This is a genomic window from Actinoplanes auranticolor, assembly GCF_018332655.1.
Lineage (GTDB): Bacteria > Actinomycetota > Actinomycetes > Mycobacteriales > Micromonosporaceae > Actinoplanes > Actinoplanes auranticolor.
Genome location: NZ_BOQL01000045.1, coordinates 20,071 through 43,156 on the forward strand (window position 1 = coordinate 20,071; position 23,086 = coordinate 43,156).

General features: G+C 71.3%; 19 protein-coding genes and 1 tRNA gene. 10 read left to right on the top strand and 10 right to left on the bottom strand.

Going from position 1 to position 23,086, the window contains the following annotated elements:
- Positions 1–46: 46 nt before the first annotated feature.
- Positions 47–1,129: an ABC transporter ATP-binding protein gene (locus Aau02nite_RS28140; protein ID WP_212991609.1), complete on the bottom strand. Its 1,083-nt coding sequence runs from the start codon at positions 1,127–1,129 to the stop codon at positions 47–49.
- Between the two features lie 174 nt (positions 1,130–1,303).
- On the opposite strand from Aau02nite_RS28140, the gene Aau02nite_RS28145 reads away from it, so the two are divergent.
- Both Aau02nite_RS28145 and Aau02nite_RS28150 read left to right on the top strand, forming a co-directional pair.
- Positions 1,304–1,377: transfer RNA gene (locus Aau02nite_RS28145), tRNA-Thr, on the top strand.
- Between the two features lie 14 nt (positions 1,378–1,391).
- The gene (locus Aau02nite_RS28150; protein WP_212991610.1) at positions 1,392–1,850 is read left to right on the top strand and encodes a GNAT family N-acetyltransferase; all 459 of its coding nucleotides are present in this window, start codon (positions 1,392–1,394) and stop codon (positions 1,848–1,850) included.
- A 184-nt stretch (positions 1,851–2,034) separates the two neighbouring features.
- On the opposite strand, the gene Aau02nite_RS46735 is transcribed toward Aau02nite_RS28150, so the two are convergent.
- Positions 2,035–2,220 (bottom strand): hypothetical protein, encoded by a 186-nt coding sequence (locus Aau02nite_RS46735; protein WP_246595500.1) that lies wholly within the window; start codon positions 2,218–2,220, stop codon positions 2,035–2,037.
- A gap of 153 nt (positions 2,221–2,373) precedes the next feature.
- The gene (locus tag Aau02nite_RS28160; RefSeq protein ID WP_212991611.1) at positions 2,374–2,859 is read right to left on the bottom strand and encodes an MSMEG_6728 family protein; all 486 of its coding nucleotides are present in this window, start codon (positions 2,857–2,859) and stop codon (positions 2,374–2,376) included.
- A 228-nt stretch (positions 2,860–3,087) separates the two neighbouring features.
- On the opposite strand from Aau02nite_RS28160, the gene Aau02nite_RS28165 reads away from it, so the two are divergent.
- The gene (locus Aau02nite_RS28165; protein WP_212991612.1) at positions 3,088–6,369 is read left to right on the top strand and encodes a S8 family serine peptidase; all 3,282 of its coding nucleotides are present in this window, start codon (positions 3,088–3,090) and stop codon (positions 6,367–6,369) included.
- A gap of 100 nt (positions 6,370–6,469) precedes the next feature.
- On the opposite strand, the gene Aau02nite_RS28170 is transcribed toward Aau02nite_RS28165, so the two are convergent.
- Complete coding sequence (locus Aau02nite_RS28170; RefSeq protein WP_212991613.1) at positions 6,470–7,429, bottom strand: hypothetical protein; 960 nt, start codon at positions 7,427–7,429, stop codon at positions 6,470–6,472.
- Between the two features lie 118 nt (positions 7,430–7,547).
- Between Aau02nite_RS28170 and Aau02nite_RS28175 the strand changes: the two genes are divergently transcribed.
- Entirely contained in the window at positions 7,548–9,332 is a 1,785-nt protein-coding gene (locus Aau02nite_RS28175; protein ID WP_212991614.1) for a potassium channel family protein, read from the top strand.
- A 25-nt stretch (positions 9,333–9,357) separates the two neighbouring features.
- On the opposite strand, the gene Aau02nite_RS28180 is transcribed toward Aau02nite_RS28175, so the two are convergent.
- Positions 9,358–10,608 carry a DUF4032 domain-containing protein gene (locus Aau02nite_RS28180; RefSeq protein ID WP_212991615.1) on the bottom strand — a complete coding sequence of 417 codons (1,251 nt, stop codon included), beginning with the start codon at positions 10,606–10,608 and terminating at the stop codon, positions 9,358–9,360.
- Positions 10,609–10,720: 112 nt separating this feature from the next.
- Here Aau02nite_RS28180 and Aau02nite_RS47495 point away from each other — a divergent pair, with 112 nt between their 5' ends.
- The 3 genes from Aau02nite_RS47495 (at position 10,721) to Aau02nite_RS28195 (ending at position 14,112) form a co-directional block, all read left to right on the top strand.
- Positions 10,721–12,127 (top strand): trypsin-like serine peptidase, encoded by a 1,407-nt coding sequence (locus Aau02nite_RS47495; RefSeq protein ID WP_281421046.1) that lies wholly within the window; start codon positions 10,721–10,723, stop codon positions 12,125–12,127.
- Between the two features lie 15 nt (positions 12,128–12,142).
- On the top strand, positions 12,143–12,895 hold the full coding sequence (locus Aau02nite_RS28190) for a phosphatase PAP2 family protein (RefSeq protein WP_212991617.1): 753 nt from the start codon (positions 12,143–12,145) through the stop codon (positions 12,893–12,895).
- Between the two features lie 386 nt (positions 12,896–13,281).
- Positions 13,282–14,112: a hypothetical protein gene (locus Aau02nite_RS28195; RefSeq protein WP_212991618.1), complete on the top strand. Its 831-nt coding sequence runs from the start codon at positions 13,282–13,284 to the stop codon at positions 14,110–14,112.
- Positions 14,113–14,118: 6 nt separating this feature from the next.
- Here Aau02nite_RS28195 and Aau02nite_RS28200 read toward each other — a convergent pair whose 3' ends face one another.
- Genes Aau02nite_RS28200 through Aau02nite_RS28215 form a run of 4 tightly spaced genes read right to left on the bottom strand, consistent with a single transcriptional unit; the run spans position 14,119 to position 19,344 of the window.
- Positions 14,119–16,308, bottom strand: a complete 2,190-nt coding sequence (locus Aau02nite_RS28200; protein WP_212991619.1) for an ATP-binding protein — start codon at positions 16,306–16,308, stop codon at positions 14,119–14,121.
- Between the two features lie 52 nt (positions 16,309–16,360).
- Positions 16,361–17,461: an N-acetylglucosamine-6-phosphate deacetylase gene (gene nagA, locus Aau02nite_RS28205; RefSeq protein ID WP_212991620.1), complete on the bottom strand. Its 1,101-nt coding sequence runs from the start codon at positions 17,459–17,461 to the stop codon at positions 16,361–16,363.
- On the bottom strand, positions 17,458–18,384 hold the full coding sequence (locus Aau02nite_RS28210; RefSeq protein WP_212991621.1) for an ROK family protein: 927 nt from the start codon (positions 18,382–18,384) through the stop codon (positions 17,458–17,460). The genes nagA and Aau02nite_RS28210 overlap by 4 nt, the downstream gene beginning before the upstream one ends.
- Positions 18,385–18,420: 36 nt before the next feature.
- Positions 18,421–19,344, bottom strand: a complete 924-nt coding sequence (locus Aau02nite_RS28215; RefSeq protein ID WP_212991622.1) for an SIS domain-containing protein — start codon at positions 19,342–19,344, stop codon at positions 18,421–18,423.
- A gap of 188 nt (positions 19,345–19,532) precedes the next feature.
- On the opposite strand from Aau02nite_RS28215, the gene Aau02nite_RS28220 reads away from it, so the two are divergent.
- Positions 19,533–20,318, top strand: coding sequence for a DeoR/GlpR family DNA-binding transcription regulator (locus Aau02nite_RS28220; RefSeq protein ID WP_212991623.1), 786 nt, complete (start codon positions 19,533–19,535; stop codon positions 20,316–20,318).
- A gap of 58 nt (positions 20,319–20,376) precedes the next feature.
- Here Aau02nite_RS28220 and Aau02nite_RS28225 read toward each other — a convergent pair whose 3' ends face one another.
- Positions 20,377–20,907: a DNA mismatch repair protein MutL gene (locus tag Aau02nite_RS28225; protein ID WP_246595505.1), complete on the bottom strand. Its 531-nt coding sequence runs from the start codon at positions 20,905–20,907 to the stop codon at positions 20,377–20,379.
- A gap of 110 nt (positions 20,908–21,017) precedes the next feature.
- Here Aau02nite_RS28225 and Aau02nite_RS28230 point away from each other — a divergent pair, with 110 nt between their 5' ends.
- Together Aau02nite_RS28230 and Aau02nite_RS28235 are read left to right on the top strand one after the other, a co-directional pair.
- Positions 21,018–21,704 (top strand): response regulator transcription factor, encoded by a 687-nt coding sequence (locus tag Aau02nite_RS28230; RefSeq protein WP_212991625.1) that lies wholly within the window; start codon positions 21,018–21,020, stop codon positions 21,702–21,704.
- The gene (locus tag Aau02nite_RS28235) at positions 21,701–23,032 is read left to right on the top strand and encodes a sensor histidine kinase (protein WP_212991626.1); all 1,332 of its coding nucleotides are present in this window, start codon (positions 21,701–21,703) and stop codon (positions 23,030–23,032) included. The genes Aau02nite_RS28230 and Aau02nite_RS28235 overlap by 4 nt, the downstream gene beginning before the upstream one ends.
- Positions 23,033–23,086 lie beyond the last annotated feature (54 nt).

A 23,086-nucleotide genomic window follows, 5' to 3' on the forward strand; every position in this document is an offset into this window, starting at 1 on the left:
GAACGGGCGGCCCCCGAGGGGACCGCCCGTTCGCTGACTACCTGCTTCAGATGCGCTCGCCCGTGGTGGCGTTGAAGACGTGCACGCTCTCGGTCTGCGGCTTGATGAACACGGTCTCGCCCATGGTCGGCATGTTGCGCCGGTCGGTGCGGACCACGAACCGCTCCGAGCTGCCCTCCAGGGCAGCGTGGCCGTAGACGTTGGCGTCCGAGCCGAGGTCCTCGACCAGGTCGACGACGATCGGCAGGCCACCCGCCGTCGGGGCGACCAGGTCGGTCGCCTCGGGGCGGAAGCCGATGGTCACCTTGCCGTTGCCCTGCGCCGCCGCGACCTGCTCGCGGGTCAGCGGCACGGCCAGCTCGGCGAAGCTGGCGCCACCCTCGGTCAGCCCGACGGTCTTGATGTTCATGGCCGGGGAGCCGATGAAGCCGGCGACGAAGACGTTGCCGGGCTTGTCGTAGAGCGCCCGCGGGGTGTCGCACTGCTGCAGCACGCCGTCGAGCATGACCGCCACCCGGTGGCCCATCGTCATGGCCTCGACCTGGTCGTGGGTCACGTAGACGGTGGTGATGCCGAGCTTGGCCTGCAGGGTGGCGATCTGCGAGCGGGTCTGCACGCGCAGCTTGGCGTCGAGGTTCGACAGCGGCTCGTCCATGAGGAAGACCTGCGGCTCACGCACGATGGCCCGGCCCATGGCGACACGCTGGCGCTGACCACCGGAGAGCGCCTTCGGCTTGCGGCTGAGGTACTCGTCCAGCTGCAGCAGCTGGGCGGCTTCCTTGACCCGGCGGTCGATCTCCGACTTCGGGGTCTTGCGCAGCTTCAGGGCGAACGCCATGTTCTCGTACACCGACATGTGCGGGTACAGGGCGTAGTTCTGGAACACCATCGCGATGTCACGCGACTTCGGGGGAAGGTTCGTGACGTCCTTGCCCTCGATCAGGATGCGACCGCGGTCGACATCCTCGAGGCCGGCGAGCATCCGCAGGCTGGTGGACTTACCGCAGCCGGAGGGGCCGACCAGAACCAGGAACTCGCCGTCGCCGATCTCGAGGCTGAGCTCGTTGACCGCGGGGCGCTCCTGTCCGGGATAGACCCGGGACGCCTTGTCGTACGTGACCGTAGCCATGGTGAATCGACTCCTTTTCCACCGGCAGGAACGTGCCGGACGATCCGAGTGGAGGAACAGTGTGGTGAACCACACGCTGGTCACCGTAGGTCTTTTTCCCGCAACTGCCAAGGCGGGTGCCCGCTAAAGGGCGTTTCGGCCTGTCAGACGGGCAACCGGTATGCTGTTCCCCGCGCCCCTGTAGCTCAGTTGGCCAGAGCACCTGTCTTGTAAACAGGATGTCGTCGGTTCGATTCCGACCGGGGGCTCCTAGGGTGGCGCCATGCGCATCGAGCGGGTCGGGGACGTCGCGGCCGTACACCTCGCGGCAGCTCTTTTCGACGGGCCGCCGCTGGCGGCCGCGACGGAGAAGTTCCTCGCTCAGCCGGACCACCATCTGCTCTTCGCCTATCTCGGCGACCGCCCGGTCGGCATGATCTCCGGGGTGGAGACCACCCATCCGGACAAAGGCACCGAAATGTTCGTGTACGAGCTGGGCGTCCTGCCCGACGCCCGGCTGCTGGGCGTCGGCACGGCGCTGGTCCGGGCGCTGGCCGAGCTGGCCCGCGAGCGCGGCTGTTACGGCATGTGGGTGGCCACCGAGGTCGACAACGAGGCCGCGCAGGCCACCTACCGCCGGGCGGGCGCCACCGAGCAGACGCCGTTCGTGCTGCTGAACTGGGATCTCACCGCGGGAGACGGGGTGCCGGACCGGACCGGGTCAGGGCACCAGCCCGCGTAGCACGATGGTCGGGCCGCCGGCGAACTCGTCGTCGGGGCCGACGGTGCCGGCCTGCCGGCCGGTCTCGGCGAGCCGGGGGAATCGGGCGAGGCGGCGGTCGCCGCGGTGCCCGGCCCGGCGGGCGGGCCGAGGTGTTCGAGTTGCAGCGCGCCGATGACGTAACTGAGCAGAGCGCGCAGCGCGATCACCCGGTGGGTGCCGGTAAAGCCGGCCGTGTGCAGGATGCCGACGACCGTCTCGGACCCGGCGGCGTGGTGTCCAGTGGGCGGAGCACCTCTTCGACGATCAGCGCCTCGAGCTCGTCGCGGTCGGCGACGTAGCGGTAGGCGGCCATCGTGGTCAGGCCCAGCTCCGCGGCGACCGCGCGCATGGTGAGGCCGGCGAGGCCGGCCCGGTCGATGACGGTCAGGGCGGCCGCGGCGAGCGGTCAATCCGGAGGGCGGCCGCACGGGCCTGCCGGCGGGTTTCCTGATCGCGCCCGACGGCACGATCATCGCCGCAAGTACGGCCGCCATGTCCACGATCAGTGGTCCGTCGACGAGTTCCTCGCCCTGTCCGAGGGGGGCCAGACGTACGGCAGGTCGTCCGGGACCTCGCCGAACAGCGGCCGGTAGAACTCCGGGTCCTTGCGGAACAGTGCGGAGCGGTGGCTCAGGTGCAGCGCTTCGTCACCGAGCCACGGTGGCAGCTCGCCGGCCGCCGCCAGCTCCGGCTGGGTACGGATCACGGTGATGCCCCGGGCCGCGGCGACGTCCGCTCGCATCGTCGCGGCCGTCGTGTCGGCGCGGCCGGTGGAGATCCAGACCTCGCACATGTCCAGGCCGTACCGGACGAGGGCCTCCTCGTAGCCGATCCACATCTTCACCGCCGGGTGGTGGCGCCAGCCGTACGTCGGCAGCGTCAGGCCGCGCAGCACCTGTACGGTCTCCACCCGTTGTTTGCCCAGCCTCTTCCGGTCCAGTGCGCGGGCGCTGGCGAGGAAGTCCGGGTAGGGAAGGAATGTCTGCATCAGAAAGTCTTCCGCCCTTGAAGTCCTGGTTCGAAGCGGGATGTCTTACGGCACAACGGGTTTCGCGCGACAGTTCTTCCGCCGGCCGCTTTCCTCTCATGCACAATCTTGAATGTCACGTCCTCGTCACGATGCGTCCTCGCGTAGTGACATCGAAGCGTGTGAACTCCACGATCCGCGGAGAGGTGCTCGTACCCCCGGGCGCCCATCTCCTCGGAGGACCCGTACGTGAGACAACAATCTTCTCGGGGCCGGCGCACACTCACCGCGCTGCTCGCCTCGGGCGTGGTCGTCGGCGCCGCCGCGCTGAGCGGCCCCGCACCTGCGAATGCCGCACCCCTGCGGGCACCCGCTCCCGCCCCGGTCGCGGACCCGGCCACCCCCAAGGACGGCCCGACCGACGAGCTGGACTCGCACGACGCCGAGCTGCTGGCCAAGGCCGAGAGCAACGGCGCCCGTAACGTCACCCTCATCATCTCGACCGAGGCCGGCGAGGCGTCCGACGTCGCGGCCGAGGTCAAGAAGCTCGGCGGTACGGTCGCCCAGCGCTACGACAAGGTCGGTTACGTGCTGGCCTCGGTCCCGACCGCCAAGGTGGTCAGGGCCGCGAAGCTGCCCGGCATCTCCGCCGTGGACCTCGACGAGGTCATCAAGCTCCCGGACCCGGAGGCGGGCAGCCGCGGTGCCGCCAAGGGTGCCGCGCAGGCCGCGCCCCTTCCCGGCCCGGGCGCCACCACGCCGGCCGCGAACCCGTACATGCCGACGGGCGAGATCGGTTCGGTCGCGTTCAAGAAGAAGCACCCGACCTGGGACGGCCGCGGCGTCACGATCGGCATCATGGACTCCGGTGTGGAGCTGGAGCACCCGGCGCTGCAGAAGACCACCACGGGCGAGCGCAAGATCGTCGACTGGGTGACCGCGACCGACCCGGTGACCGAGGGCGACGCGACCTGGCGCGCGATGGCCACCGAGGTGGCCGGCCCGTCGTTCACGTACCTCGGCGCGACCTGGACGGCGCCCGCGGGCACCTGGAAGGTCAACCGCTTCACCGAGGCCATCACCGCGGCCAGCGAGCCGGGCGGTGACGTCAACCGCGACGGTGACACCACCGACGTGTTCGGCATCCTCTACAACGCGGTCACCCACGACATCCGGGTGGACACGAACCAGAACCGCAACTTCACCGACGACGCCGTGATGCGGCCGTACCGGGAGAAGTACGACGTCGGCTACTTCGGCACCGACAACCCGGCCACCGCGCTCGCCGAGCGCATGCCCTTCGTGGTCGAGTACCGCGAGGACGTCGACGCGTCCGTGCTCGGACTCGGCACGGTCGACTACGTCAACATCGGCATCCCGGAGGACGCGCACGGTTCGCACGTCGCCGGCATCACCGCCGCCAACGACATGCTCGGCAACACCAACCTGGACGGACAGGCGCCCGGCGCCAAGATCGTCTCCGCGCGGGCCTGTTCCTGGGGCGGCGGCTGCACCGCGGCCGCGCTGACCACCGGCATGGTCGACCTGGTCGTCAACCGGCGCGTCGACGTCGTCAACATGTCGATCGGCGGCCTGCCCGCCCTCAACGACGGCAACAACGCCCGCGCCCAGCTGTACGACAAGCTGATCAAGGACTACGGCGTGCAGCTGTTCATCTCGGCCGGCAACTCCGGCCCGGGTGTGAACACGATCGGCGACCCGTCGGTGGCCACCGACGTCGTCAGCGTGGCCGCCAGCATCAGCAAGGACACCTGGCTGGCCAACTACGGCTCCGTGGTGAAGAAGGAGAACGCGCTGTTCAACTTCTCCTCGCGCGGCCCCCGCGAGGACGGCGGCTTCAAGCCCAACCTGACCGCGCCGGGCTCGGCCGTCTCCACCGTCAACACCTGGCTGGACCAGCCGGGCATCCCGGAGGCCGGCTACACCCTGCCGACCGGGTACGCGATGTTCAACGGCACCTCGATGGCCTCCCCGCAGGCCGCCGGTGGCGCCGCGCTGCTGCTGTCGGCGGCCAAGGCGAACGACCTGGACGTCACCCCGGCCCAGTTGCGCCGGGCGCTCTACACGGCCGCCGACCCGATCGCGAACGTGTCGGTCGCCGGTCAGGGCAACGGCCTCATGGACGTTCCGGCCACCTGGTCGCTGCTGGCCCGTACGGTCGAGGCGCGCAAGTACACCTCGTCCGCGCCGGTCTGCACGCCGCTCTCGGCCGGCTTCGCCACCCCGAACCAGGGCACGGGCATCTACAACCGCTGCGCGAGCGGCTCCGGTGGCCTCAAGGCGGGTCAGTCCAAGACCTACACCGTCAAGGTCACCCGTACGTCGGGCCCGAAGGGCTCGGTCACGCACCGGCTCTCCTGGGTCGGCGACAAGCGGGCGTTCCGTTCGCAGTCGTCGGTCTCGCTGCCGCTGAACAAGACCGTCAACATCTCCGTGCAGGCGACGCCGGCGGAGGGCCTGAACAGCGCCATTCTGAAGGTGGACGACCCGAAGACCTCGGTCACCGACTTCGAGGTGCTCAACACGGTGGTCACCGGCGTGGTGCCGAAGAAGCCGGCGTACGACATGACCGTCGAGGGTTCGGTCGAGCGCAACTCCTCGAACTCGTACTTCATCACTGTGCCGGAGGGTGCGAGCGCACTGCAGGTCAACCTGTCCGGGATCGCGACCGGCTCGCAGACGCGCTGGATCGCCATCAACCCGTGGGGCGTTCCGGTCGAGAGCACGGCCAGCACGGCGTGTTACACCAACTTCTCCGACGCCGCCGCCTGCAAGCCGCAGGAGCGGGCGTACGAGAACCCGATGCCGGGCGTGTGGGAGCTCGAGGTCGAGTCCCGCCGGACGTCGCCGTCGCTGCGTAACCCGTACGAGCTGACCGCCAAGGTGCAGGGCGTCACGGTGGAGCCGGCGAGGGTCGAGCTGCCCAGCGTCACGGCCGGTGCGGCCACGCCGGTCAGCTGGACGGTCAAGAACAACTTCGGCCCGCTGCGGCTGACCGCCACCGGCGGCCCGCTCGGTAGCGCGATCTCGCAGCGGCCGACGATCGAGGACGGGGCCAGCCAGGAGTACACGGTCGACGTGCCCGCCGGTGCGCAGCGCCTCGACGTGGCGATCGGCAACGTCAGCGACGCGGCGGCCGACCTGGACCTGACGGTCCTGCTCAACGGCGAGCAGGTCGCGCAGGCGGCCGACGGCGACTCGGAGGAGTCGGTGTCGATCCCGAACCCGGCGGCCGGCACGTACACGGTCGTGGTGGACGGCTACGCGGTGCCCTCGGGCAGCACGCAGTACGACTACCAGGACGTGTTCCTGAGCCCGGCGCTGGGCGCGATGACGGTGCCGGCCACGGTGCTGAACCTCGCGAACGGTGCCACGGCCACGGTCACCGGCTCGGTGACCGCCACGTCGGCCCCGGCCGCGGGCCGTAGCCTGTTCGGTGAGATGACGCTGATCACGGACGAGGGCGCGGTCGTCGGCCGCGGCACCGTCTCGATCGGCGCCGTCAACTAACCACCACGCCACGAGCCCGTCCCCGGCGCTGACCGGGGGCGGGCTCGTGCGTTTTCCGGCTCGGGCAGTGATCGGGCGCAGGTGCACGGCCAGAGGCGGTCTACCGGAAGTCCTCGTCCTCGCCGGCGACCGGCCGGCCACCGTCCGAGAAGGTCCGCTTCTTGCCACCGGCCTCGTCGTCGACCGGCTCCTCGTGCAGGCGGGGATCGTCGACCGGCTGGTCCGCCGCCGGACCGGCCGCCTGATCGCCACTGCCGTCCTTGCCCGCCTTGCCGTCCTGGCCGGGCCGGCCGTCGGCCGGGGCCGCCGGAGCCGGGTCGACCAGGGCTGGGTCCACCACGGCCGGGTCGACATCCGTGCCACCGGCGGGCATGCCGGTGGGCGCGTCGTCGCCGGTCGCGGGCAGCGTGCGCGGTGCCTCGTTCGCCGGGAGCAGCCCGCCGAGGCCACCGAGCAGCGGTACGCCACCGTCGAACAACGCCGACTCGCGGGGCTGCCCGGCCGGTGCCGTCCGGCCGTCCGGGGTGAGCCCGCCACCGAGCAGGCCGCCGCCCAGCAGGTTGGCCGGGATCAGGTTGCCGAGGGCGCCGGTGCGCGGGCCGCCGCGCGACTGCCCGTCCGCGACGGTGGTCCGGTCACCGTCCACATTGCCGCGGGCGGATCCGCCGGTCAGTCCGCTGCCCCGCCCGCCGATCACGGGCAGGTCCGCCGGGGCCGATCCGCGGGCCGGCCGGCGGCCGGCGGGGTCGTCCGCCTCGCGGGTACGGGTACGGGCCGCACCCTGCGCCGGTCCGCCCGCCGCCGGTCCGGTGAGATCCGCGGAGTTCTGTCCCGGCTTGACACCCATGAGCGGTGAGCCGCCCAGCGGGCTCGCCAGGTTCAGCCCGCCGGCCGGGTCGAGACCCAGCCCCTGGGCGGCGCCGAGTCCCTGGCCGGCGCTGCCGCTCAGCGAGCCGAGCAGCCCACCGGCCGGCGCCGGAACCACATCAGCCTGCGCGGGTGCCGCGCCGAGCAGCAGGAAACCGCCGACCACCGCCCCGGCGTAGAACCACTTGCGCATCGATATCCTCCAGCATCAAATCCGACGAAAAGCCTCGGATAGGCCAACGAGTGGCCTGCATGGAGGGTTCGGGGCGCAACGGGTCGAGCAGCGATGATCCACTGGCTACGATGCCGCCATGGCCGTCGAACCAGCCCGCGAGCCGCCCGGCCGCTCCCTCGTCTCGCGGCTGCGGCGCAACGCCGACACCCGCCCGCACTTCGTGGTCTGCGGAGCCGACGCGCTGGTCTACACGGTCGCCGAGGAGCTGGCCAACGCCGGGCACCGGATCCGGCTCACCGTGATCGTCCCGGCCGAACTGCGGGCGGACGTGCCGGACCTGGCCACCCTGCGGGGCGTCCGGGTGATCCGGGCCGACCGCCTCGACGAGCGCACGTTCCGCTCGGCCGGGCTGGCCGGCGCGGCGGCGCTCGCCCTGGTGATGCCCGACGACGTGGTCAACCTGCACGCGGCGCTCTGCGCCCAGGCCGTCGAGCCGGACCTGCGGCTGGTGATCCGGATGTTCAACACCGGCCTGGGGTACGGCGTCCGCCGCCTGTTCGCCGACTGCGCGGTGCTCTCCGACGCCGCGATGGCCGCCCCCGCGTTCGTGGCCGCCTCCCTCGGCGAGGTCGCACCGACCCACGTCCGCCTGGCCGGCCGCACGCTGTACGTGGCCCGCCGCGCCGACGTCCGGGCCGAGCACGTGGTCTGCGCGCTGACCGCGGCGGACGGCGCCGGCCGGGTCGACGTGCTGCCGGCCGATCCGGCCCCGGAGACCCAGCGCCCCACCGACCTGGTGCTGGCCGAGGCGACCGGGCGCCCCGCCGGCCAGACGGTCGCCGCCCAGCGCCTGGTCCGGGCCCGCCGGCGCCGCCGCCCGCTGCGCGTGATGGGCCGCGCGCTACGGGCCGCGCTGAGCCGCAAGCTCGGCATCGCCGTGCTGGCCACCCTGGTCATCACCGCCGTGTCGGGCGCGGTGCTGGTGCAGGCGGAGGACAACGTGAACGGCTTCTGGAAGTCCATCTACGTGACGCTGCTGACGGTGGTCGGTTCGTCCGATGTGGAGTTGGAACGCAACGGGGTAGCACAGGCCGCGCAGCTGGTGCTGACCATCGCCGGGCTGGCGCTGCTGCCGCTGATCACGGCGGCGGTGGTCGAGGGCATGGTGAACGCCCGGCTGGCCCTCTCCAGCGGCCGGGCCGCGGCGCGGCACGAGGACCACATCGTGGTGGTCGGGCTCGGCAACGTGGGCACCCGGGTGCTGCGCCAGCTCGTCGACCTGGGCGTACAGGTGGTCGCGATCGACCGCAAGGCCGACGCCCGGGGTGCCAAGGCCGCCGAGCAGCTGGGTGTGCCGTTCATCGTCGGCGACGCGGGGCGGGAGGAGACGCTGCGGGCGGCCTCCATCGCCACCAGCAAGGCGCTCGTGGTCGTCTCCACCGACGACGTCACCAACCTGCAGGCGGCGCTGAATGCGCGGGCGGTGCGCCCCGACCTGCGGGTGGTGCTGCGGCTCTTCGACGACGACTTCGCCCGGCGGGTGCAGACCGCCTTCAACATCGACATCTCCCGCAGCGTGTCCCGGCTGGCCGCGCCCGCGTTCGCGGCGGCCATGCTGGACCGCGACGTGCTCGCCACGATCCCGGTCGACCGGCACGCGCTGCTGGTGGCCGGCGTGCAGGTCTATGCCGGGTCCCCGCTGGACGGGGCGACGCTGGGCCAGGCCGACCGGCCGCTGAGCGTGCGGGTGATCGGGCTGTCGGCGGCGGGCTCCGAGTGGGTGGACTGGGCCCCGGATCCGCGGCGCCTGCTGGCGGTCGGCGACCGGGTGATGATCGTGGCCCGCCGCGCCGGCCTGCGTGCGCTGGTCGAGCAGGCCACACCGCCGGCCGAGCCGGCGCCGCCCGACGAGGCCCCCTGACCCGGGGTCTGTGCCCCGGCCGGGCTCAGCGCGTGATCGCCGCGTCCACGTCGTCGGCCTGCTCGCCGTCGGTCAGGGCGCTCACCTCGACGCCCAGCACCGCCTGCTCGTCCGGCTTGTGGGCCAGCACGTCGGTCAGGTACGACTGCACGGCCGGGCCCATGCCCACGTCGCGGCCGGCCCGCTCGGACAGCAGCCACTTGTGCTGGATGATCTGCGAGAAGATCTCCTGCGGCTCCAGCTTGCGGCGCAGGTTGGCCGGCACCGCCCGGACCACCGGCTCGAAGACCTCGGTCAGCCAGCGGTGTGCGGCCTGCTGCTCGTCGACCAGGTCCGACTCCGCCCGGTACGCGTCCAGGTCGTTGAGCAGCTGCCGGGCCTGGTTCTCCTCGGCGTCGAGGCCGGTCAGGCGCAGCAGCCGGCGGGTGTGGTAACCCGCGTCCACCACCTTGGGCCGGACCCGGTAGCCGCCGTCCACCGTGGACATGTCCACCTCGGCGACGTCGAAGCCCAGCTCGTTGAGCCGGCGGATGCGGCCCTCGATGTCGTGCCGGGCGTCGCGGCGCACCTCCTGCTCGTAGGTGACCTCGTGCCACAGCCGCTCGTAGCGGGCCACGATGTCGTCGACCACGGCCTCCGGGTCGATCGCCTCGTGCAGCAGCTCGGCGGCCTGCAGGTCCAGGCACTCGCCGAAGATGTTGAGCCGCAGGATCTCGATGTCCTCGCTGCGCTGGCCCTCGGAGAGCTTCGGGTAGAGGTTGCCGGTCTCGGCGTCGACCAGATAGGCCGCGAAGGCGCCCGCGTCGCGCCGGAACAGCGTGTTGGACAGCGAGCAGTCACCCCACGAGAAGCCGGTGAGATGCATCCGCACGATCAGTGCGGCGAGCGCGTCGAGCAGCCTGTTCATCGTCTCGGGACGCAGGGTGTGGGAGAAGAGCGCCCGGTACGGCAGCGAGAACTGCAGGTGCCGGGTGATCAGTACGGACTCCAGCGGCTGACCGTCGTCGTCCTGACGGTCGTTGACGATGGCCACCGCCTCCACCGCCGGGAAGTCGATCCGCTCCAGGGCCCGGAGCAGGTCGTACTCCTTCTCGGCGATCCGTTCCCGGGTCTCCTTGAGGGCGTAGACGGTCTCGTTGAGCTTGACGAACCGGACGATGTGCCGCGAAATGCCCTGCGGCAGCGCGACCAGGTGGGCCGCGGGCCACTCCTCGAGCGGCACGTTCCACGGCAGGTCCAGCAGCGCCGGGTCGACTAGGGCGGACGTGATGCGCACGAGCCCAGTGTGCACGCTGCGGGGCGCACGTCGCTGCCGCACGTGGCTCGTTACACACAAGCGAGATCGTCGGATTGTTTCGTATGTCGGCGATGTGACTCGAGGGGCAGGAGTGAATTTGCGACGCGCGGTGAGCATCGTCGTCGGGGCGAGTGCGGCCCTGGCACTGGCCGGCACTGCCGGTGCGGCGGCCTGGAAGTACTCGGCGGACGAGGGTCGCCCGGTCGGCTCCTGGCAGGAGGCGGTGGGCTCAGCCCGTACCCCGGTCGCTGCGGAGCGGCCCGCGGCCGCGACCGGCACCGCCGCCGCCCCGAGCAGCAGCCCGGCCGCCACGGCCGCCGCCGGGACGGCGAAGCCGCAGGCCACCGCCTCCGCGCCCGCCTCGCCCACCGGGACCGGCGCCAGGTCTCCCGAGTCCGCCACGGTCCAGGGCGGCGACGGCCGGCAGAAGGTCGGCGAGCTGCTGTCGATCGACAAGCTGCTGGGGTACGGCGCCCCCGAGCGTGAGGTGTTCCACTACCCGCGGGCGTCCTACGTCAAGGTGCACTTCAGCCGCATGGCGATGCTGCCGGGCGACTACGTGACGGTGTCCGACGGCAAGGGCCGCGAGTCCTACCGCTACGACGCGCCGCGGCTGCTGGACGGCGTCTCCACCGGCCGGTGGGCCATGTCGATCACCGGTGACACCGCGGTGGTCGAGATGCACCGCGGTGGCGGCAACCTGGTCGGCTCGCTGCTCGGCCGGCTGGGCGTGAACGTGGACCGGGTGGCGCGCGGCTACTCCCGCCAGGAACAGGCCCGGATGCCGGAGCAGCAGCTCACCGCCCCGGGGCGCACCGGCCGGGAGGAGTCGGTCTGCGGCCCGGACGAGAGCCGGGACGCGGTCTGCTACCGCTCGGCGGACCCGGTGGCCTACACCCGGTCCAAGGCGATCGCCCGGTTGCTGATCAACGGCACCGAGCTGTGCACCGGCTGGCGGGTCGGCAGCAAGAACCGGATGCTGACCAACAACCACTGCTTCGCCGACTCGGCCAACGCGTACGAGACCGAGGTCTGGTTCAACTACCAGTGCGCGACCTGCGGCGGCTTCGAGGTCTTCCGGCCGACGAAGGTGTGGGGTGACAAGGTGCTGGCCACCGAGCACGTGCTGGACTTCACACTCTTCACCGTGGGGAACTTCCGCGCGGTGCAGAAGTTCGGCTACCTGAGCCTGGACACCGCGCGCCCGGCCCGCGGCCAGGAGCTTTACGTGCCGCAGCACCCGGCCGGCGAGCCGACCCGCATCGCCGGGCGCAACGGCGCCCGGGCCGGCACCTGCGCCGTCGCCGACCCGGCCTTCGACGGGTACGCCGCGGACTCGGACGTCTCGTACTACTGCGACACCGAGGGTGGTTCGAGCGGCAGCCCGGTGCTGTCCCGCAAGACCAACAAGGTGGTGGCGCTGCACCACTTCGGCGGCTGCCCGAATTCCGGGGTGCGCGCCGACCTGCTCAACGCCAAGATCCGGTCGTATCTCTGACGTACCGTATGCGCCATGCGGGCTCCGGCGGCGACAGTGACGAGACGAGGCCGGCTGCCCTGGTTGCTGGACCTGGTCCTGCTGGCCGGTTTCGTCGTGCTGACCGTCGCCCTGGCCCGGGGGCACCTGCTGAGCCTGGACGAGCGGCTGGCCGACTGGGCCGGCGAGCACCGGCCGACGCCGCTCTACGTGCTCCTGCGGGTGCTCAACTACCTCGGCCAGGGCGGCCAGGTGCTGATGCCGGTCACGCTGCTGCTGGCCGGGCTGGTGGCCTGGCGGCGGCGCTCGGTGCGGCCGCTGCTGGTCTTCGCCACGGTGTTCGTGCTGACCTACGTCACGATCGGTCCGCTGAAGATCTGGCTGGACCGGGCGGCCCCGGCGTTCGACGGCCCGGACCGGCTGGTGCTCTTCAACGCCCACGCCTCGGGGATCGAGGCGATGAGCTACCCGTCCGGGCACGTCGCAAACGCGCTGGCCTGGTACGGCGTCATCGCGGTGCTGCTCGACGCGCTGCTGCGGTCGCTGGAGCGGCCGGTGCTGCCGCCGCGGGCGTACCTCGCGCTGCGGGTGCTGCCGCCGGCCATCGTCTTCGTCACGACGACCTGGCTGGCCTTCCACTGGATCACCGACTCGGTGGCGGGACTGCTGCTCGGCCTGATCCTGACCCGGCTGCTGGCCCGCATCCCGTGGGACACGGTCCCGCTGCCCCGGCTGCCCCGCGGCGTCGACCGCCCGGCCGGCCTCCAGACCCGGCAGTTCTTGTCGTAGGCCCGCTTTACAATGCCGGTCAGTGAGAGCCGGACCGAGGATCCCATCGTGGACCACGCGGCTACGGGGGGCGGGTATGGAAGGTCCCCGGCGAGTCTCGGGACCCGAAAAGTATTCCGTGACCCCGCCCCCCGCTCACCGGCTCGAATCCCCTGGACGAAACGCCGCGTAATCAAGCACTGGCGATTGCGTAGCTGCCCTACCCTCTGAGGCGTCAGGACCCGCAAGTGGTTCGAGAGGACAGCTCAGCGATGACGCTTCCCAGGACGTCGCGACGCCATTCCCGCCCCGTCGACCACCCGGCAGCAGTCGTCTCCCGTCCTCGCCCGAGGCTGCGTCGCGATCCTGACAGCCGGTCGGGCCCGGAATTCCGGGACGTGGTCGCGGTGGGATCGGCGCTCCTGCTGCTGCTGTTCATCATCAAGTCGTACGGGGTCGCCCGCTATTCGCTCACGACCACCACCGCACTGCTCGTCGCGACGCCGAGCCAGGTGGCACTGGGGACGGTGACGATCTACGCGTACTACGTGCTGCCGGCCGTCGCGCTCGGCACGGCCTGGTTCGCCGTCATGTTCCGCGACCGGATCCGGCCGGCCCTGTGGCCCCTGATCGTGATCGTCGCGACCCTGACGGCGCTGGCCTCACCGCTGACCTACCTGGTGCGCGGGTTCGCCCTGCTGATGGTGGCGATCTGGGTGGAGATGGTGATCCGGCGGTACCGGCGGGTGTGGGCGGACCTGGCCGGCGAGGTCGGCCGCCGGCGCCGCCGGATCCTGTCCGGCCTGCAGGGGCTGTCCATCGTCTACCTGGGCGCCGGCGCGATGGCCGGCCTCTTCCTCTTCAGCCTCGACGTCCCGTGGGTCTCGGCCCAGGCCTTCCAGGTTTCGGATCCGGTGGTGGTGTCCACCCAGAACAAGCAGCTGCGCGACAACGAACTGACCATCGATACCGCGCACCGCTTCGTCGGCTACCCGATCGACGAGAACGAGGAGTGGGTGACGGTCCTGCACGCCGACACCCGCTACATCATGCGCATCCCGCAGTCGAAGGTGGAGTTCCGGCTGACCTGCCACAACGAGGCGGACCAGCTGCACGGCGACCGCCCCCTCTTCGAGGCGTTGCAGGGCAACCCGTACAACTCGCACAACATCGACTGCCGGAAAGTCGTGAACGACCTCGAGAAGCGACCGTTGGGCCGGCCGTTCCCCGTGCAGTGACCTGGTTCAGCTGACCGAACGCAGTTTCTCGCGCAGCATGCCGGACTCGGGGTGGCCGATTCTCTCCAGAATGTCGAGCGCCCGCCGCCACGACTCGGATGCCCGTCGGTGATCCTCACCGGCAAGCAACGTGTCGCCGAGGTGGTGGAGCGTGTCCGCCTCGTAGTACGAGTTTCCCTGCAGTCTCCAGAGGTGGAGCGCGTCCTCGTAGAGCTGTCTGGCGCGGTCGTGATCTCCCAGTTGGTGATAGACGTAACCGAGGCTGTCCAGGGTGTCGGCCTCACCGTGCCGGTCGGGATCGGGAAGCCGCCTGAAGACATCGATCGCCTTGTCGCACGTCAGAAGCGCCTCTCGGTACATGCTTAACTGCGCCTGATACCAACCGACGGAGTTCAGGGTCCGGGCTTGCCAAGCACTGTCGCCGAGGGCGGTGTAGATCTCCAACGCGCACTGGGCGTGGATCAGGGCCGTTGAATAGTCGTTCCGGCGTTCACCGAAGGCCCAGCCGAGCGTGTAGTGCGTACGGGCGCACCCGTTCAAATCGTTCAACGACTGGTACAGCGTCAGTGCTTTCTCGCAATGATCGACTGCCTCTGGGTGCCGTCCGAGCCAGCCGTATGCCTGGCCCAGCAGGCGGTGAACCACCGCCCGGGCTTCGATGCTGCCCAACGCCTCGGCCGAGGCGAGAGCCAGCCGTTGGGTGTCGACCTGCTCATGCCACCTGCCCTGGCGGTCATAGAAGGTGACCAGCGTCCAGGCCAGCTGCCAGACCATGTCGTGAAGTCCGAACACTTGGCACTGGTTGAGGATCGCGACGATGTTGTCGTGCTCGGCCTCGAACCATTCACGTGCGGCGCCGTAGTCGGCGGGCTGGGAGATCCACGAGGCGGCCTGCGGACCGGCCGGGGAAATCTGCTTCCGTGGCGGATTGAGTTTGTGATCGGCGAGAAGTCCGCTCCGAAGGTAGTAATCCCTGAGGCGTCGCATCGAGTCGTCGTCCTGGTGACTCTGCCCGGCGGACGCCAGTTCGGCGGCGTAGGCACGCACCAGGTCGTGACTACGGAAACGTCCAGGTGCGCGCTCCTGTACGAGCGAGTGCCGTCCCAACTCCTGCAGCGCGGCATGGGACCCGGACTTGTCCGTGCCAAGGAGATTCGCTGCGGTCTGCCAGCTGAGGTCGAAACACGAGGAGACTCCGAACAAGCGGAACAATCGGGCGGTTTCTCCACTCAGAGCACGATACGAAGGAGAGACGACCGCCCGAAAACTGGTTTCGGCTTCACCGAGGTCAAGAAGATCAAGGCCGCTGCGCTCGCGGCGGACTTCGCCGGCCAGTTCGGTGATCGAGGCTCCGGTATGCGACTGGATGCGGGCCGCGACAATGGCGAGAGCAAGCGGGAGCCCGCCGGTGTGCCGCACGAGATCTACTGCATCTGCTGATTCGAAATCCTCCGCGACCCTTCCGATCCGGCTGTACAGCAGCTCGAGAGAGTCGGACTCGTCCAGCACATCCAGAATTACCGGAACGGCACCGTCGTGAATGACCAGACTGTGGAGCGGATCTCGACCGGTGATGATGGTGACCGAAGCCGGCGCGCCAGGCAGGAGGGGTCGAATCTGCGCGGCGTCATGGGCGTTGTCGAGGACTACGAGAATGCGCCGCTCCGCCAGCACGCGCCGGTAGAGGCTGGCCCGCTCGTCCTTGTCGGCCGGGATGTGCTCGGCCGGAATTCGCAGAAGTCGCAGCAGGCGACCGAGGGCACCCGATGGGTCGAGTGGTTGGACGTCCTCTCCGAACCCCTTCAGATCGAGGTAGATCTGCCCGTCAGGAAACCGATCCGATATCCGGTGGGCCCAATCGGTCGCCAGGGCAGTCTTTCCGACGCCGGCGACGCCGCTCAGAACGAAGATGTATCCGGCTCTGGCCGGCTCGGCAATGTGGCTGTTCAGCGTTGCGATCTCCGGCTCCCGCCCGACGATCTTGCGCATCGGCGGGGGAAGCTGTCTCGGAATCGCTCTCGCATCGATTGGATCAGCGATCTGGCTCTGGGCGGTCGATGTCTCGGCCGCGCGGGAGGCCCGATCGGAACGCCGCCGACTGCTTCTCCGGTCGACGGCCGCGACAGCAATCGTCGCCACAACACTTGCGACACCTGCGGTCGATCCGATGATCGCCCACATCGTATCGACATCCATGGGTACAGCGTAGGCAGTACCGCAATCATGACCTTCGTCTTTCGGCCATTGCCTACAGCCAGGCGCCGGCGCGCATGACCCGTTTGACCGTCAGGTCCGGGGCCAGCACCACCAGGTCGGCTCGCAGTCCGGCCTCCAGCGCCCCCACCTCGTCGGCCAGGCCCAGCACCCGGGCCGGTGTCGTCGCCGCCATCTCCGCCGCCGCCGGCAGGTCCAGCCCCGCGCCCACCGCCTGCCGGAAGGCCGCGTCCATGGTCAGCGTGCTGCCCGCGATCGAGCCGTCCCGGGCCAGCCGGGCCACCCGGTCGGCGACCGTCACCTCCTGGCCGCCCAGTTCGTACCGGCCGTCCGGCATCCCGGCCGCGTCCATCGCGTCCGTGACCAGCGCCGTGCGGTCCGGTCCGGCTGCGTGGGCCGCGAAGCGCAGCATGCCGTCGTGCAGGTGGATGCCGTCGGCGACCAGTTCGCAGACGATCGAGGGTGAGTCCAGCAGAGCGACGATCGGGCCCGGTTCGCGGTGGTGGGCCGGGCGCATGCCGTTGCACAGGTGGGTGCCGACGGTCGCGCCGGCCGCGATGCCGGCCAGGGTCTGCTCGTACGTCGCATCGGTGTGTCCCAGCGCGGCGACCACGCCGTGGCCGGTCAGGAACTCGACGGCGGCCAGGGCGCCGGGCAGTTCGGGGGCGACGGTGACCATGCGCACCGCGCCTTCGCCCAGTTCGACCAGGGCGGTCAGTTCCTCCAGCGACGGATCGCGCAGGAAGGCCGGGTTCTGCGCGCCGCAGCGGGTGTGGGACAGGTACGGCCCCTCGTAGTGCACCCCGGCGATCGTGCCGTCGGCCACCAGCGGCAGGTAGGCCGCCGTGGCGTCGCGCATCAGCTCGTACGGGGAGCTGACCAGGCTGGCCAGCGTCGTCGTGGTGCCGTGCCGCAGGTGGAAGGCCGCCGCCGCCCGGGCCGCCTCGGCGTCGCCCCGGGTGAACGTGTGTCCGCCGCCGCCGTGGCAGTGCAGGTCCACGAAGCCCGGGACGATGATGTCGTCGCCCGGGTGGCCTCGTTCCGTGACGTCCAGAATCGTCGGCCCGTCCACTTCGACGGACCCGGGGACCACTGCCCCGGGCCGGACGACGCGGCCGCTGATCGTTTCCGTCAAGAGGGTGCCTCCAGGGTGTCGAGGGCCAGCAGGGCCGCGCCGAGGCAGCCCGCGGTGTCGCCGAGGGCCGCGCGCACGATCCGCGGCATCCGGTGGAAGGTGATCCGGGCGTCCAGGGCGATCCGCAGCGGGGCGAGCAGTGCCTCGCCGGATTCGGCCAGCCCGCCGCCGAGCACCACGATCCCGGCGTCGTACAGCGCCTGCGCGGTGAGCAGGCCGTCCGCGAACGCCTCGACCGCCTCGGTCCAGACGGACTTCGCCAGTTCCTCGCCGGCGGCCGCGCGGGCGACCACGTCGGAGGCGGTGACGCCGGGGACGCCGGAGAGCTCCACGTAGCGCCGGCCGACCGCGGACGCCGAGGCCACCGATTCGAGGCAGCCGCGGGCGCCGCAGCCGCACGGGGGGCCGCCCGGGCGCACGATGACGTGGCCCACCTCGCCGGCCGCGCCGTGCGCGCCCGCGAAGGCCTTGCCGTCGACCACGTGGGCGGCGGCGATGCCGGTGCCGATGGCGATGAAGAGCACGTGCCGCTCCGCGCGGCCCGCGCCGAGGCGGGCCTCGGCCATGCCGCCGACGCGGACGTCGTGGCCGAGCGCGGCGGGCACCCCCAGGCGGTCCGAGACCAGAGCCCGCAGCGGTACGTCGCGGAAGCCCACGTTGCTGGACCAGACGGCGGTGCCGGTCTCCTCGTCGACCACGCCGGGAACCGCGACACCGGCGGCGACCGGGGTCAGCCCGTCCGCGCGGGCCCGGTCGGCCAGGCCGGCCGCGATGTCGAGGATGTTCGCGGTGACCGCCTCGGGTCCCCGGGCCGCGAGCGTCGGGTGCCGCTCGGCGTGGTGCACCGTGCCGTCCGGGCGCACCAGGGCGCACTTCATGCCGGTGCCGCCGACATCCAGCGCCACCACGACGTCGTTGCTCACGGTGTTACCTCTCGCCGCGCGGGCCGGGGCGGGCGCTCACGTGAGGACGACCGAGCGGGTCAGGTTGCGCGGGTGGTCGGGGTCGAGTCCCTGGCTGGTGGCGAGCAGCACGGCGACGCGCTGGGCCACGACCAGGTCGGCCATCGGGTCGAGCGGGGCCCGGCCGCCGCACCAGCTGCCGAGTGCGGCGTAGCCACCGTTGTAGCGGCTGTGCACGAACGCGGCGCCGGTCGCCTCCACGTCGTCGGCCAGGCCGGTCGGGATCTCGCCGAAGGCCCAGACCACCCGGCCGGGACCGGCGATCGAGATGGGTCCGTGCCGGTAGTCCATCGCCGGGTACGCCTCGGCCCACCACATCGCGGCCTCGCGGCACTTGAGGGCGGCCTCCTCGGCCAGGCCGATGGTCCAGCCGCGGCCGAGGAAGGTGATCTGCTGGGCCAGCGCGGGGTGCACCGGCAGCGGCAGGCGGACGGCGACCTCGGCGTCGGCGGCGATCGGCTCGATGTCGACGCCCAGGTGGGCCCGGAGCATCGCCAGGGTGCTGGTGGCGAACCGGGTCTGCACGACGGAGAGCTCGTCGGCGAAGTCCAGCACCACCGCGTCCCTGGCCACCGCGGCGGCCGGCTCGGCGCCGTCGGCGGTGATCACGGTGGTCGGCGTCCGGCCGTCCAGCGCGTCCAGCAGCTCGATGACCTCGGTGGTCGTGCCGGAACGGGTGATCGCGACGACCCGGTCGTAGCTGCGGCCGAGGGGGAACTCGGAGGCCTGGAAGGCGTCGGTCTCGCCGAGGGCGGACTGCTCCCGCAGGGCGGCGTAGGCCTTCGCCATGAACCAGGAGGTGCCGCAACCCACGACCGCGACCCGCTCGCCCTTACCGGGCAGGCCGGGGGAATCGGCGAGTTTGGCGGCCTGCAGCCAGCAGTCGGGCTGGCTGGCGATCTCCACCTTGACGTGACTCATGGCAGTTTTCCCTACAATCGCCTGCGCAGATGCGCTCGGTTCACCGGTATTTCGAGCGTCATTCTGCGTGGAAGGTCTGCGCATCCGCAACCACCGGAGCGTGTTCGAGCAGGCACGCTCTTTGCTTCGTGAGGTTTCGCGCACTAATGTGCACACTCTTATCACGAAACGTGCAGCAGGGAGCTCGGGTGGACCGGTACGCGCGGTGGAATGCCCTGCTCGAGTTACTGGCCGAGAGCGGCCGGGTCAGCGTCGAGGACGCCGCCGGCCGGCTCGAGGTCTCGCAGGCCACCATCCGTCGCGACTTCGACCAGCTCGCGCAGCAGCAGATGATCACCCGGACCCGGGGCGGCGCGGTCGCCAACGGCGTCTCCTACGACCTGCCGCTGCGCTACAAGAGCGCCAAGCACTCGGCCGAGAAGCAGCGCATCGGCGAGGCGGCGGCCAACCTGGTGGTGCCGGGCACCGTGGTCGGGCTCAACGGCGGCACCACGATGACCGAGGTGGCCCGGGCCCTGGCGGTCCGCCCCGACCTCAACACCAGCGGGGACGGCGCCCAGCTGACCGTGGTCACCAACGCGCTGAACATCGCCAACGAGCTGCTGGTCCGCTCCCGGATGAAGATCGTCGTGGCCGGTGGCGTGGTCCGCCCGCAGTCCTTCGAGCTGGTCGGCCCGCTGGGCGGGGCGCTGCTCAAGGAGGTCACGCTGGACATCGTGCTGCTCGGGGTGGACGCGCTCGACGTCGAGCTCGGCGCGGCGGCGCACCACGAGGGCGAGGCGGCGATGAACAGCCTGATGGTGGCCCGGGCCAAGCGGGTCGTGGTGATCGCCGACTCGTCCAAGCTCGGCGGCCACGCCTTCGCCCGGATCTGCCCGATCAGCAAGGTCGAGACGCTGGTCACCGACTCCGGGGCGCCGGAGGAACTGCTGGCCGGCTTCCGCGACGCGGGCGTCCAGGTCGTCTGCGCTTGAGCTCACCCGCTGCGGAAAACCCATGCGAATTCCTTGCCCGAGCCCGCCGCTGCTCCTGCTACTCGCCGATCTCGCTGACCTCGGCGAACGGTTTGTTGACGTTCCAGGCCACATGGATGATGAAGCTGTGGTTGACCTCGTTGAAGTAGACCGCGAGGTTGTCCGGGCTGTTCTGCACCGTCGCCACCGAGTAGCCGTCGCTGGGCGTCGCGGTGACCACCTTGACGTTGTCCTCGGTCACCCGGATCACCGCCGAGCCGCCCTCGACCCGGAACGAGCGCACGTACGACTTGCTGCCGTCGCCGTCCGTGGTCACCGTCCAGCCGTCCTCGGTCGTGGTGGTGCTCTCGGCCGGGGTGGTGGTGGTCGTCGTCCGCGACGGGGACGGGGTGGCCGAGGTGCGGGCCGGCTCTGAGGTCGGCTTCCGCGTCCGGGTGGTCGTGGCGCTGGGCTCCGGCTCGGGCTGCGCGGTGGGGGACGTGCTGGGCGGCGGCAGCGGCGAGGGCCCGGCCTGGCCGGAGTCGCGCAACTGGTCCACCGAGACGAGCGCGCTCTCGTCCGGCGTCGCGGTGCGCAGCACGGGCAGCATGGCCACCGAGGCCAGCGCCACGCTGGTGACGGTCGCGGCACACCAGCCGAGCACGGGAGCCAGGGGAGATCGCACGAGACCATGATCCCACTTGGTTCTAGGGTGTCGCCATGGCGCTGATTCTGCTGGTCGAGGACGATCGGAACATCACGGCCGCCCTGACCCGGGCGTTGTCCGACGCGGGGCACGTGGTCCGGCCGGTCGGTCAGGCGACGGAGGCGCTCAGGATCCTCACCGCGGAACGGCCCGATCTGGTCATCCTCGACCTGGGCCTGCCCGACATCGACGGCACGGACGCCCTGCGGATGATGCGGCAGGTCTCCGAGGTGCCGGTCATCGTGGCCACCGCGCGGCGGGCCGAGGCCGACATCATCACGCTGCTCAGCGCCGGCGCCGACGACTACGTGACCAAGCCGTTCTCCGGCGGGCACATCCTGGCGCGGATCGAGGCGGTGCTGCGGCGTACCCGGGCGGCGGCCGACACCACGCCCAACACCATCACCGTGGGTGAGCTGGTGATCAGTCCCCGGCAGCGCCGGGCGTCGCTGCACGGCAAGCCGCTGCAGCTGACCCGCCGCGAGTTCGACGTGCTCACCTATCTGGCCGAGCGGGTCGGGCAGGTGGTCAGCCGGCGCGAGTTGCTGACCGAGGTGTGGAACCAGTCCCGGATCGGCGAGGAGCAGACCATCGACGTGCACATCTCCTGGCTGCGCCGCAAACTCGGCGAGACGGCGGCCGCCCCGCGATTCCTGCACACCGTGCGCGGAGTCGGAGTGATGATGGTCGATCCGCAGTGAGGTGGGAACTGAACCGGCTGGCGCTGGCCATCACGTCGATGGTGGCGCTGTCGTTCCTGGTGCCGCTCACCTTCGCGACCCGGCAGATCGCCCACGACCGGGCCATCGGCGACGCCCGCCAGCAGGCCGCGGCCATGGTCGCCGCGCTCGCCGTGGACGCCGATCCCAAGCTGCTGACCAGCGCCGTCGCCAGCACGGTGGCCGGCAGCGCCGGCCGGCTCGCGGTGCACCTCCCCGGCATCGCGCCGGTCGGGGCCACCCACGTGACCGGCGCTGACGTCGCCTCGGCGACCTCCTACCGGCGGCCGGTGACCGCCCCCGCGGCCGGCGGGGTCGCCTACCTGCAGCCCAGCGTGCTCAGCGACGGCCGGGCGGTGGTCATCGAGGTCTACGTGCCCGAGGCGGAGATGAGTCGCGGGGTGTGGCCGGCCTGGTTCGCGCTCGGTGGCCTGGCCATCGTCCTGGTGGCCGGCTCGGTGCTGGTGGCCGACCGGCTCGGCAGCCGGCTGGTGCGCGCGACCCGGGACCTGGCCGGCTCCAGCCGCCGCCTCGGCGCGGGGGAGCTCACCGCCCGGGTCACCCCGTCCGGGCCCCCGGAGCTGCGGGACGCCGCCGCGGCCTTCAACACGATGGCCGGCGACCTGCGCCGGCTGCTGGACGCGGAACGTGAGCTCGCGGCCGACCTGTCGCACCGGCTGCGGACACCGCTGACCGCGTTGCGGCTGGACGCCGAGACGATGCCGCCCGGGCTGATCGCGGACCGGATGCGCCAGGCGTGCGACATGCTCGACGAGGAGCTCGAGGCGATCATCGCGGGGGCGCGGCTCGGCGTCGAGGCCCGGGGCGCGCAGCAGTCCGACCTGGTCGAGGTGCTGGCCGAGCGGCTGGCCTTCTGGTCGGCGCTGGCCGAGGACCAGGCGCGGCCCTGGCAGGTGGTGGGTGGTGACCACCCCGTACCGGTGCCGCTGCCGCGCAGTGAGCTGATCCTGGCCGTCGACGCCCTGCTCGGCAACGTCTTCGCGCACACGCCGGAGGGGGTGGCCTTCCGGGTCACCGTGTCCGAGGCGGGCGTGGTCGTGGACGACGCCGGGCCGGGGATCAGCGATCCGGCCGCCGCGGTGCGCCGCGGGGTCAGCGGGGCCGGCTCGTCCGGGCTGGGTCTGGACATCGTGCGCCGGGTCGCCGAGGCGGCCGGTGGGCGGCTGGTGATCGAGCGCGGTCCGCTGGGTGGGGCGCGGATCGCGATGCTGCTGCCCGTACCGGAAGGGGAGCGGGCCGTGGTCGCCCCGCGCCCGGCGGGTCGTCGCCGGCGCGGCACCGCTTCATGATTGTTTCCGATGCCTTTAAGGCTTCTTTATGGAAAGCCTCGTTACGTTTCCCGC